A 12,000-nucleotide genomic window follows, 5' to 3' on the forward strand; every position below is an offset into this window, starting at 1 on the left:
GCGGGTTGTGGAACAAATCGCCTACACGGCGGCGTCCGGGTGGCTGGGCTCGTTCTGGCTGCTCATCGCGATCCCGCTGGCGAGCGCGGCGGTGCTGCTGCTGCTCGGCAAGCGCGCCGACCGCTGGGGACACTGGCTCGGCGTGCTCAGCGTCGCCACGTCCTTCGTGCTGGGACTGACCTACTTCTTCACGCTCCGCGGGCTGGAGAACCGCAGCGGCGTCGAGCTGAAGCTGTGGGACTACATCGGCGTCGGGGACTTCAAGGTCGAGCTGGGTCTGCTGTTCGACCCGCTGTCGGCGATGTTCGTCCTGCTGATCACAGGCGTCGGTTCGCTGATCCACCTGTACGCGGTGGGCTACATGGACCACGACCCGGGTCGCCGGAAGTTCTTCGGCTACTTCAACCTGTTCGTCGCGGCGATGCTGCTGCTGGTTCTCGGCAACAACTACGTGATGCTCTACTTCGGCTGGGAGGGCGTCGGTCTCGCGTCCTACCTGCTGATCTCGTTCTGGTACCTGCGCCCGAGCGCGGCGACCGCCGGCAAGAAGGCGTTCCTGATGAACCGCGTCGGTGACGCCGGTTTCGCGATCGCCATCTTCATGATGTTCGCCTACCTCGGCACGGTCGACTACGCCGAGGTCTTCAACAGCGTCGACAAGCTCAGCAGCGGCGTGGTGCTGATGATGGCGCTCCTGCTGCTGCTCGGCGCGGCCGGCAAGTCCGGCCAGTTCCCGCTGCAGGCCTGGCTCCCCGACGCCATGGAGGGCCCGACCCCGGTGTCGGCGCTCATCCACGCCGCCACGATGGTGACCGCCGGCGTCTACCTGGTCGCCCGGTCGCACCCGATCTTCGACGCCAGCTCCACGGCGCAGACGGTCGTGGTCGCGGTCGGCGCGCTGACGCTGCTGATGGGCTGCATCATCGGCACCGCCAAGGACGACATCAAGCGGGTCCTGGCCTGGTCGACGGTCAGCCAGATCGGCTACATGTTCCTGGCGGTCGGGCTCGGCGGCGCCGCCTACGGGCTCGCCCTGATCCACCTGCTGGCGCACGGCTTCTTCAAGGCAGGCATGTTCCTCGGCGCCGGTTCGGTCATGCACGGGATGCACGACCAGACCGACATCCGCCGCTTCGGCGGACTGTGGAAGTACATGAAGATCACCTGGGCCACGTTCGGCCTGGGCTGGCTGGCCATCATCGGCTTCCCGCTCCTGTCCGGCTACTTCTCGAAGGAGCCGATCATCGCGGCGGCCTTCGAGCGCGGCGACTGGACGTCCTGGCTGTTCGGCGGCGCGGCCCTGCTGGGCGCCGGGCTGACCGCGTTCTACATGACCCGGCTCTTCTGGCTGACGTTCCACGGCCCGGAGCGCTGGACCGACGACATCCGGCACCCGCACGAGTCGCCGAAGATCATGACGATCCCGCTGATCCTGCTGGCGATCGGCTCGGTTGCGGCAGGTTACCTGCTGTCGACCTCCGTGCCCGAGTGGCTGACCCCGGTCTACGGCAGCGAGCACGCCGAGCACGAGCCGGTCATGAGCCACTGGCTGATCACCGCGCTGTCGCTCGTCATGACGTTCGCCGGCGCCGGCCTGGCCATCGCGCTGTTCAACAAGGGCACCGCCCTGCAGGAGCAGCCGGCCGGCCCGCTGGTGACCGCGGCCCGCAAGAACCTCTACACCGACTCGTTCAACGAGGCGGTCTTCGAGGCGCCCGGCCGCTACCTGACCCGCGCGCTGGTCTACCTCGACAACCGCGGCATCGACGGGCTGGTCAACGGCCTCGCCGCGGGTGTTGGCGGCGGCTCCGGCCGGCTCCGCCGGGCGCAGACCGGTTTCGTGCGCTCCTATGCCCTGTCCATCCTTGGAGGCGCGGTGCTCGTGGTGGCCGCCATGCTGGCGGTGACGTTCGGATGAGCTCCTTTCCGTACCTGACCGTGCTCACGGTCGCGCCGCTCGTCGGCGCCGCCGGGATCGCGTTCCTGCCGAAGGACAAGCCGGAGCTGGCCAAGCGCGCCGCGTTTGTCTGGTCGCTGCTGATCCTGGCGCTGACCGTCGGACTGTGGCTGCAGTTCAAGCCCAACGGCGACCGGTTCCAGTTCCGCGAGTCGTACACGTGGATCCCGCAGTGGGGCGCCAAGTTCACGTTCGCGGTCGACGGCATCGCCCTGGTGATGATCGCGCTGATCGCGCTGCTGGTGCCGCTGGTCGTGCTCGCCTCGTGGCACGACGCCGACAAGAGCAAGCGGTCGGTGCCGGCGTACTTCGCGCTGCTGCTGGCCCTCGAAGCCACGATGATCGGCGTCTTCGCCGCGCAGGACGTGTTCCTGTTCTACGTGTTCTTCGAGGTCATGCTCGTGCCGATGTACTTCCTCATCGGCTCCTACGGCGGGCACCAGAAGCAGTACGCGGCCGTCAAGTTCTTCCTGTACTCCCTCGTCGGCGGTCTGTTCATGCTCGCCGCCGTGGTCGGGCTGTGGGTGCTGGGCGGGCACACCTTCGACTGGCCGACGCTGCTGTCCGCGGACTTCAGCGTCACGGCCGAGCGGTGGCTGTTCCTGGGCTTCTTCCTCGCGTTCGCGATCAAGGCGCCGTTCTTCCCGTTCCACACCTGGCTGCCCGACGCCGGTGGCGCGGCGCAGGCCGGCTCGGCGGCGCTGCTCGTCGGCGTCATGGACAAGGTCGGCACGTTCGGCATCCTGCGCTACTGCCTGCCGCTGTTCCCCAACGCCTCGAAGTACTTCGCCTGGCTCGGGCTGACGCTCGCGCTGGTGGGCATCGTGTACGGCGCGCTGGTGGCGATCGGTCAGCAGGACCTGAAGCGGCTGGTCTCCTACACGTCGATCGCCCACTTCGGCTTCATCGGCATCGGCATCTTCGCCTTCACCACCCAGGCGGGCACCGGCGCCGTGCTGTACATGGTCAACCACGGCCTCGCGACCGGCCTGCTCTTCCTGGTCGTCGGCATGCTGGTCAGCCGGCGCGGCAGCGCCCTGGTGAGCGACTTCGGCGGCGCCGGCAAGCTCGTGCCGGTCCTCGCCGGCGTGTTCTTCATCGCCGGTCTCGCCTCGCTCGCCCTGCCCGGCACCTCGCCGTTCGTCTCCGAGTTCCTGGTGCTGATCGGCACGTTCACGGTGAACAAGACGGTGGCCGTCATCGCCACCGCCGGCATCATCCTGGCCGCCGGCTACGTGCTCTGGATGATCCAGCGCACCACGCAGGGCACCACGAACCCGAAGCTGCTCGAGGTCAAGGCGATGACCCGCGACCTGTCGCTGCGTGAGGCCGTCGTCGTCACGCCGCTGATCGTGCTGATCCTGGTGCTCGGCTTCTACCCGAAGCCGGTCATCGACGTGATCAACCCGGCGATCAAGGCGACGATGACGGACATGCACGTCACCGACCCGAAAGCCACCGCAGGCACCGTGGAGGCCGGCAAGTGAACGACAAACTCCAACTGCCGCACCTGGATTACGCGGCCCTGTCGCCGATGCTGATCCTCTTCGGCGTCGCATGCGTCGGCGTGCTCGTCGAGGGCTTCGTGCCGCGGCGGGTGCGGCACACCGTGCAGCTGTCCCTGTCGCTGCTCGGCCTCGTCGCCGCGCTCGTCATGGTGATCAACCAGAGCGGCAAGGAGGCGCTGCTCACGGCGCACACCGCGGTCGCCATCGACAAGCCGGGCCTGTTCCTGTCGGCCTCGGTCATCGTCCTGGGCATCGTGTCGCTGCTGCTGATCGGGGAGCGGACGCTGGAGACCGGCGGCGCGTTCGTCGCGCAGGCCGCGGTCACCGCCAACACGGACGCCGACCGCGACCAGGCCGCCCGCACCAACGGCGCCACCGAGGTGTTCCCGCTGGCGATGTTCGCGATCGGCGGCATGCTGCTCTTCTGCACCGCCAACGACCTGCTGGTCATGTTCGTGGCGCTCGAGGTCTTCTCGCTGCCGCTGTACCTGCTGTGCGCCCTCGCCCGCCGCCGGCGGCTGCTCTCGCAGGAGGCCGCGCTCAAGTACTTCCTGCTCGGCTCGTTCGCCTCGGCGTTCTTCCTCTTCGGCATCGCGCTGATCTACGGGTACGCCGGCCAGGTCGACTTCAAGGCGATCGACACCGCGATCCAGGGCTCCGCCAACGACGACATCCTGCTCTACGTCGGCCTGGCGATGCTGTCGATCGGCCTGCTGTTCAAGGCCGCCGCGGTCCCGTTCCACGTGTGGACCCCGGACGTCTACCAGGGCGCGCCGACCCCGGTCACCGCGCTCATGGCGGCCTGCACCAAGGTGGCCGCGTTCGGCGGGCTGCTGCGGCTGGCCAACGTCGCCTTCGCCCGCACCGAGTGGGCGCTGCAGGAAGTGCTCGGTGCCGTGGCGGTCATCACGATGCTCATCGGCGCGATCCTGGCCGTCACGCAGACCGACATCAAGCGCCTGCTCGCCTACTCCTCGATCGCCAACGCCGGCTACCTGCTCGTCGGCGTCCTCGCGTTCGACAAGGGCGTCTCCAGCTCGATGTTCTACCTGGTCGCCTACGGCTTCACGGTGCTCGCCGCGTTCGCCGTGGTGACCCTGGTTCGCGACGCCGACGGCGAGGCGACCCACCTGTCCCGCTGGGCCGGGCTCGGGAAGCGTTCGCCGCTGTACGCGACGCTCTTCACGTTCATCCTGCTGGCCTTCGCCGGTCTGCCGCTGACCAGCGGTTTCACCGCGAAGTTCGGCGTCTTCGCCTCCGCCATCGACGCCGGCCAGACGTGGCTGGTGATCGCCGGCGTGGTGAGCAGCGCCATTCTGGCCTTCCCCTATCTGCGGGTGGTCGTCATGATGTGGCTGTCGGAGCCGGGCGAGACCACCCCTGCGGTGTCGATCCCGGGCGCGATGACGGCAGCGGCGCTGGTCATCGGGACCGTCGCGACCTTGGTGCTTGGTGTCGCCCCGAGCGTGCTGCTCGATGCGACCGAGCACGCCGGGGCATTCTTCGGTAGATAGGCCCCGCACACCGTGACGTCCCCCGTGGCCAACCACGTGGGGACGTCGCTGTATGAGGGCGCCGCTAGCTGATCGGACAGGCTATGGCATCGTTGGAGCTGTGGTGAGTACGGGAACCGTGCAATCGGGTGCGTCTGTCGGCTTGACATTCGCCGATCCGGCGCTGGAAGCCAGCGTCATGGCGATCCTCAAGGACGTCGAGACGGTGCTGATCGACTCCGTCGACAGCGCCAACCCGCTGGTGACCGAGGCGGCCCGCCACCTGGTCAACGCGGGCGGCAAGCGCTTCCGGCCGCTGCTCGTGGCGCTCGCCGCGCACTTCGGCGACCCGAGCTCGCGCGACGTCGTGATGGCCGGTGCGGTCGTCGAGCTGACCCACCTCGCCACGCTCTACCACGACGATGTCATGGACGAGGCCGACGTGCGCCGCGGCGCCCCCAGCGCGAACTCGCGCTGGGGCAACTCCCTCGCGATCCTGATCGGCGACTACCTCTTCGCCCGTGCCGCCGCGTGCGCCACCGAGCTCGGCCTCGAGGCGGTCAAGATCCAGTCGAGCACGTTCTCCCGCCTCGTGCACGGCCAGGTCGCCGAGACCGCCGGCCCGCTGGACGGCGAGGACGCGATCTCGCACTACCTGCGGGTCATCTCGCAGAAGACCGGCTCGCTGATCTCGACCAGCGCCCGTTTCGGCGGCATGTTCGGCGGCTGCAGCGCAGAGGAGATCGAGGCGCTCGCGACCTTCGCGGAGACGTTCGGCATCGCGTTCCAGCTGTCCGACGACCTGATCGACATCGCCAGCGAGAGCACCCAGTCGGGCAAGACGCCCGGCACCGACCTCCGCGAGGGCGTGCCGACGCTGCCGGTGCTCTACGCGCTGGCCTCCGGCGACGGCGACGCCGCGTCGATCCGCCTCCGCGAGATCCTGTCCGCGGGGCCGGTCACCGACGACGCGCTGCACGCGGAGGCGCTGGGGCTGCTCCGGGAGTCCGCGGCGCTGAAGCAGGCCCGCGAGACCGTCCGGGGCTATGCCGACCGCGCACGGGCGTCCCTGGCCCCGCTGCCGCACGTGCCGGCGCGGGCGGCCCTCGAGTCGCTCTGCGACTTCATCGCCGACCGCACCAACTGATCGTTTCCGCGGTTTGCCGGTGCGGCGTGACTGCCGCACCGGCCTTCCGTGTGCCCTGCGCCGGCCCTTTCGTGCCGCGTCGCCACCGTCTGCCACATTGCTCATGGCCATCTGGCGTCGATACCTGCCCCGCAACAACTCGCAATGGCGTGATGACAGCCAGGAGTGGCCGGTCGAAACTCGCCCGACAGTTACTCAAGTGGTCGCCTTCTACTTCCACAGATCCCATGGGTCGATCCTGGGCATTACTCACATCACACGGCGTGTCGATGGCATGACTGCACATCACCCATGTCCAGAATGGGCTATTCATCGCTATGTGTAGAGCGGTCGGATTCCCTGACATCGCCCTAGAAATGATCAAAGTGTTCCCTGGACCCTATCCAGTTTCATATGGTGTGAATCCAGTTACTGCTGCGGCTGGGGAGGGGCGGCGGTGCGGGATCCACAGGCCGAACCCTCGGACCTCATCCGGAGCGTGTCGAGGGCACTACGAGTCTTGGAGGCCGTGGGTCAGTCACCACGCGGCCTCACCGTGAAGCAGATCGCCAGGCGGTGTGACTTCACGGTCGCTACTACCTATCACCTGGTGCGCACCCTCGCGTACGAGGGCTACGTCATCCGCCGCGAGAACGGCACCTACGTGGTCGGCCTGGAGATCGCCGACCGCTACCGGGAGCTCGTGCTCGCGTTCCGAGGGCCCAGCGCCGTCACGGACCGGCTGCGCCGCGCCGCCGCCGAGACGGGCTACAGCCACTACCTGGGGCGCTTCATCGGCGGCAGGATCGCCGTGACGGCGGTGGCCGAGGGCCCGCGGACCCCGCCGCTCGAAGACCTGGTGCCCGGCTACGACGAGGCCGCGCACGCGACCGCGCTGGGCAAGGCGCTGCTCGCGACGATGAGCGCCGACCAGCGGTGGCGGTTCCTGAAGGAGTTCGGGATGCGCGCCTACACGTCGGCGACGCTGACCTCGCCCGAGGCGCTCGACTCCGACCTCGCCGCCGGCGACCGCCGCGGCATGCAGATCGAGATCGGGCAGTTCCGCCAGGGACTCGCCTGCGCCGCGGTCATGGTCGTCAACGACCGCGACCCGGACCGCAGGGTCGTGCTGGCGTGCGCGCTGCCGCCCTCCGAGCTGATGTCCTCGGCGAAGGTCGTGCGGACCCGCCTGCTGGCCACCGCCCACCACCTGGCGACGGTCCTGGCCGAACAGTGAAGCGGGTGCCTCCCCTTCGTACCGGGGAGACACCCGCCACCAGGTGCGAGCTCAGACGCCGATGTTGCGGCCGTCCACCCGCCACGCCACCGCGACGCCCGGCTTGGCGAAGTCGCCGTCAGGCCAGTTCGACGCCGGCTTCTCGATCGAGGCGCCGGTGATCTCGCCCGGGTGCTGCACCGCGACGAACGCGCTCTTGTTGTCGCCGTGGATCCACGGGCCGCAGGTCTCGGCGCCGTAGGGCACCGTCAGGAACTGCTTCAGATGGCCCTTCTCCGGGCCCTCGAGCGGCACCGCGAACAGGCCGTCGTTGGTGCCGAGCGCGTTGCCGTCCGTGGAGATCCACAGGTTGCCGGCGCCGTCGAACGCGACGTTGTCGGGGCACGAGATCGGCGACACCTGGGCCTTGTCGAAGCCCATGAAGTACGTCGCCGGGTCCTTCGGGTCGCCGCAGACGATCGGGATCGTCCAGGTGAACGTCGTGCCCGTGTGGTCGCCCTTGTCCTCGGTGATCTCGAAGATGTGGCCGTGCTTGTTGTTCGTGCGCGGGTTCGCCTCGTCGGCGGGCGCCTTGCCGGCTGGGCCGCGCGCCGTGTTGTTCGTCAGCGCGACGTAGATCTTGCCGGTCTTCGGGTTGGGCTCGACGTCCTCGGGGCGGTCCATCTTGGTCGCGCCGACCGCGTCACCCGCGAGGCGCGTGAAGATCAGCACCTCCTCGACCGACATGCCGGGGACCTGCGACTTGCCGTCCTTGACCAGCGCGACCCACTCGCCGGTGCCGTTGAACGCGCCGTCGGCGGGCAGCTTGCCACTGCCGTCGATCTCCGCCGCCGACGTGAATCCGAGCTTCGCCACGTACAGCGAACCCGACTCCAGCAGGGTCAGGTTGTGCCGGCGGGCGAAGTACGACTTCCCGCTGTCGAACTTCTTGTCCGACACGAACTTGTACAGGTAGTCGAAGCGCTCGTCGTCGCCCATGTACGCCACGGCCTTGCCGTTCTTGGCGATGATGACGTTGGCGCCCTCGTGCTTCACGCGGCCCAGCGCGGTGTGCTTGCGCGGGGTGGAGCCCGGCGTGAACGGGTCGATCTCGACGACCCAGCCGAAGCGGTTGGCCTCGTTCGGGTTCTTCGTCAGGTCGAAGCGGGCGTCGGCGCGGTCCCACTTGCGGCTGCCCGACGGGTAGCGGTTGACCGTGTCGATGCCGTACCGGTTGAACCGGGTCTTCGCCGGCTCGACGGCGGTCTCCGCGCCGACGAAGTACTGGTTGAAGTTCTCCTCGCCCGACAGGATCGTGCCCCACGGGGTCACGCCGCCGGCGCAGTTGTTGAGCGTGCCGATGACGTCGCGGCCCGACGGGTCCGCCGCGGTCTTCAGCAGGTCGTGGCCCGCCGCGGGGCCGGTCAGCTTGAAGTGCGTCGCCAGTGCGGTGATCCGGCGGTTGTACCGCCGCCACCCGCGCGACACCGGGGTCCAGCGGCCCGAGTCGCCGACCCGCTCCAGCTCGACCACCGACATGCCGTGCGCGGCCATCGTGGTGCGCAGCTGCTCGACCGACAGCCCGTCGATGCCCGGGAAGTTCGGGAACATCAGGTCTTCGTTGGTGTACTCGTGGTTGCACACGAGCAGCGCCCGCTCGCCCCGGCGGTCCAGCGGCAGCACCGCGACGAAGTCGTTGTTGTAGCCGAACTGCTTCGACTGGGCGTCGGCGGACTGCTTCGCGACGTTGAACCGCGGCGCGCCCGGCACGACCTCGTCGCCCCACTTGATGACGACGGCGTGGTCGTACCCGTTGGGGACCACGATGCCGTCGACCTGGTTGGGCGTGACCGCCTTGAACGTCAGCTGCGACGGCTCGGGGCTCTTCGCCGCGAACGTGTCGACCTCGGGCACCACCACGTCAGGCTCGCCGGCCTCCCCTGCCGGCGAGGCGAACGCGGGCGTCCCGACGGCGGCTCCCGCCCCGGCGAGGCCGAGCACCAGCGCACCGGCCCGCATGACGCCCCTCCGCGAAACCGCGTTCACCTGGTCGATGAAGTACGGGTTGGCGGACTGGTTGGGCACTGGGTGCTCGCAGGCGTTGCCGCAGCGGTACAGGCAGGTCATGCGATCGCGACCGCCGTGTGCGACCGCCATCGGTAACGGTCGTCGTGGGTTCTCCGACATGAAACGGGCTCCAGCTCCTGATCAGCGACGGGGGACCCACGGCACCCTAGGGATGTCGGGTGAATGACATGTGACGCCGCCTTGAACCGCTGTGCGTATTAGTGCGTAGAAGCCAGTGGAAGGGATGCGGATAGTGCCAAAGCGTGAGTACAGACGATGCTGACCTGCTGCTGAAGGCGCTCCACAAGGAGCACGGAGATGCGCTGCTCGTTCATGCGCTGCGACTGACCGGCGGAGACCGTCAACGGGCTGAGGACCTCGTGCAGGAGACCCTGCTGCGGGCCTGGCAGCACCCGGAGGCGCTCGACCCGGCCCGCGGCTCGGTGCGGGCCTGGCTCTTCACCACCGCCCGGAACCTCGCCATCGACGCGTGGCGGCGACGCTCCGCACGGGTCGGCGAGGTCTTCACCGACCAGCTGCCGGAGGCTCCGGTCGCGGTCGACGAGACCGAGCGCGCGGTGGAGTCCTGGGTCCTGGCGGAGGCGCTGACCCGGCTTTCCCGACCGCACCGCGAGGTCCTGGTGGAGTGCTTCTACCAGGGACGCTCGGTCGCCGAGGCGGCCGAACGGCTGGGCGTGCCCCCGGGCACCGTCAAGTCGCGGACCTACTACGCACTGCGTTCGCTGAAGGTCGTTCTGGAGGAGTTGGGGGTGGGTAATGAGGTGTGAACACCTCCATGACTCGGCCGTGTACGTGCTCGGGGCGCTGTCGCCCGAGGAGCGCGACGCGTATGAGCGGCACCTGGCGGACTGTGCGGAGTGCCAGGCGGAGGTGGCGGAGTTCGGCGACCTGCCGGAGCTGCTCGGGAAGCTCGATCCCGGCGTCGCGCGGTCCCTGGGCGACGCTTCGTGGGCCGGTCCTTCGGCGGTGCCCTCTTCCTCGTCTTCCCCGTCCGCGTCCTCGTCCGCTTCGTGGGCGGGTCCGTCGGTCGCGCCTTCGTCGGCCGCCGCTTCGGGGGTTGATCCGTTGCTGCCGCGGGTGCTCGACCGGGCGCAGCGCAGCCGGCGCACCGACCGGCGTCGTCGTCGCTGGCAGACCGCGGGGACGGCGCTCGTCGCCGCCTGCCTGGGCGTGCTCGCCGTGCTGGGGGTGCGGTCCGCGGGGGTCGGACAGCCCGATTTCGTCGCCATGCAGGAGGTCGCGGCGACGGTACCGGTGACCGCCAGCCTCGCGATCGAGGGGCTCGACGACGGGACCCTGGTGCGGATGCGGTGCGCCTACAAGCCCGGCGGTGGCTACGGCAAGTGGACCTACAGGCTGTACGTCGTGCCGAAGTCCGGCGAACCCGAGGAGCTCGACACGTGGACCGCCGGCGCCGGCGACGAGTACGAGCTCAAGGCGCACAGCCAGTACCGGCGCGACAACATCCAGAAGATCGAGATCCGCAACGCGGACGGCACGCCCCTGCTCGCTCTCGACGCCTGACCTTCGTCGTCCGGCGTCGTCCGGCGTCGTCCTACGTTGCCTTACGTTGTCTTACTCACACCGCTCCACGGATGGCGGTCGCCGGCTCCTCCACGGCGGCCGCTCTTCTCTTGCGGCTGTGCGCGATCGCGTCGGCGGTGAAGATCGCGAGCGCGCACCACACGATGACGAACCCGGCCAGCCGCACCGGCGGCATCGGCTCGTGGAACACCAGCACGCCGAGCAACAGCTGCAGCGTCGGCGTCAGGTACTGCAGGATCCCGAGGCCGGACAGCGGCACCCGGTTCGCCGCCTCCGCGAACAGCAGCAACGGCACCGCGGTCAGCACGCCACTGCCCGCCAGCAAGATCGTGTGCCAGGTCGACACCGTGCCGAACGTCTCCTGGTGCCGGCTCGCCAGCCACGCCAGAAACGCGAGCGCCGGCAGCGTCAGCGCCGCCGACTCCAGGAACAGCCCCTCAGCGGCGGGCAGCCCGAGCCGCTTCTTGACCAGGCTGTACGTCCCGAACGACCCGGCCAGCGTCAGCGCGATCCACGGCAGCCGCCCGTTGTCCACGCTCAGCACGACGACGGCGGCCACACCGACGCCGAGCGCGACCCACTGCAGCCGCCGCAGCCGCTCGCGCAGCACCAGTACGCCGAGCAGGATCACGAACAGCGGGTTGATGAAGTACCCCAGCGACGCCTCGACCACGTGATCCGTGTCGACGGCGAAGATGTAGACACCCCAGTTGACGGCGATGAACACCGCCGCCGCGGCGATCCCGGCGAGCCGTTTGCCGTCCTTGACCAGCGCCTTCAGGGTCTGCCAGCGCGACAGTACGGTCAGCAGCACCGCCACCGAGAGCAGCGACCACACGATCCGGTGCGCGAGCACCTCGACCGCCCCCGCCGGCCGCAGCGCCCGGAAGTACAGCGGAAACACGCCCCACATGATGTTGGCGGACAAGGCGGACAAATACCCACGGCGTTGCGGTTCCACGCCTCTTACCGTAAGGGGCGGTCGGCCAACCGCCCCTCACAGGGTCGTTCGTCTACCGGTAGTTGCGGGGGTAGTACTGCTGCTGCCGCGACGGCGGGGGCTGCCG

The 12,000-nt window shown here is 69.0% G+C and carries 9 protein-coding genes; 7 read left to right on the forward strand and 2 right to left on the reverse strand.

The genetic code is table 11. The annotated features are described in order from the left end of the window. Window positions 1-7: 7 nt before the first annotated feature. The 5 genes from nuoL to ACFY3L_RS28650 all read left to right on the forward strand — a co-directional run bounded on the left by nuoL (window position 8) and on the right by ACFY3L_RS28650 (window position 7,321). Window positions 8-1,918: an NADH-quinone oxidoreductase subunit L gene (gene nuoL, locus ACFY3L_RS28630; protein WP_389330485.1), complete on the forward strand. Its 1,911-nt coding sequence runs from the start codon at window positions 8-10 to the stop codon at window positions 1,916-1,918. Next, entirely contained in the window at window positions 1,915-3,444 is a 1,530-nt protein-coding gene (locus tag ACFY3L_RS28635; protein WP_389330488.1) for an NADH-quinone oxidoreductase subunit M, read from the forward strand. The genes nuoL and ACFY3L_RS28635 overlap by 4 nt, the downstream gene beginning before the upstream one ends. Continuing rightward, window positions 3,441-4,979, forward strand: coding sequence for an NADH-quinone oxidoreductase subunit NuoN (nuoN, locus tag ACFY3L_RS28640; RefSeq protein WP_389330491.1), 1,539 nt, complete (start codon window positions 3,441-3,443; stop codon window positions 4,977-4,979). The genes ACFY3L_RS28635 and nuoN overlap by 4 nt, the downstream gene beginning before the upstream one ends. A gap of 52 nt (window positions 4,980-5,031) precedes the next feature. Next, a complete protein-coding gene (locus ACFY3L_RS28645) occupies window positions 5,032-6,105 on the forward strand; it encodes a polyprenyl synthetase family protein (RefSeq protein ID WP_389330494.1) in 1,074 nt (357 codons plus the stop codon). 436 nt (window positions 6,106-6,541) lie between these two features. Next, the gene (locus ACFY3L_RS28650) at window positions 6,542-7,321 is read left to right on the forward strand and encodes an IclR family transcriptional regulator (protein ID WP_389330497.1); all 780 of its coding nucleotides are present in this window, start codon (window positions 6,542-6,544) and stop codon (window positions 7,319-7,321) included. A gap of 51 nt (window positions 7,322-7,372) precedes the next feature. Here ACFY3L_RS28650 and ACFY3L_RS28655 read toward each other — a convergent pair whose 3' ends face one another. Next, a complete protein-coding gene (locus ACFY3L_RS28655) occupies window positions 7,373-9,487 on the reverse strand; it encodes a PhoX family protein (RefSeq protein WP_389330500.1) in 2,115 nt (704 codons plus the stop codon). A 143-nt stretch (window positions 9,488-9,630) separates the two neighbouring features. Here ACFY3L_RS28655 and ACFY3L_RS28660 point away from each other — a divergent pair, with 143 nt between their 5' ends. Together ACFY3L_RS28660 and ACFY3L_RS28665 are read left to right on the forward strand one after the other, a co-directional pair. Then, window positions 9,631-10,155: a sigma-70 family RNA polymerase sigma factor gene (locus ACFY3L_RS28660; protein WP_389330503.1), complete on the forward strand. Its 525-nt coding sequence runs from the start codon at window positions 9,631-9,633 to the stop codon at window positions 10,153-10,155. Between the two features lie 19 nt (window positions 10,156-10,174). Beyond that, window positions 10,175-10,912 carry a zf-HC2 domain-containing protein gene (locus ACFY3L_RS28665; protein ID WP_389330506.1) on the forward strand — a complete coding sequence of 246 codons (738 nt, stop codon included), beginning with the start codon at window positions 10,175-10,177 and terminating at the stop codon, window positions 10,910-10,912. A 55-nt stretch (window positions 10,913-10,967) separates the two neighbouring features. Here the strand turns inward: ACFY3L_RS28665 and rarD are convergent, their stop codons facing one another. Further along, entirely contained in the window at window positions 10,968-11,894 is a 927-nt protein-coding gene (gene rarD / locus ACFY3L_RS28670; RefSeq protein WP_389330509.1) for an EamA family transporter RarD, read from the reverse strand. Window positions 11,895-12,000: the final 106 nt, after the last annotated feature.

Source organism: Dactylosporangium sp. NPDC000521, assembly GCF_042898305.1.
Classification (GTDB): domain Bacteria; phylum Actinomycetota; class Actinomycetes; order Mycobacteriales; family Micromonosporaceae; genus Dactylosporangium.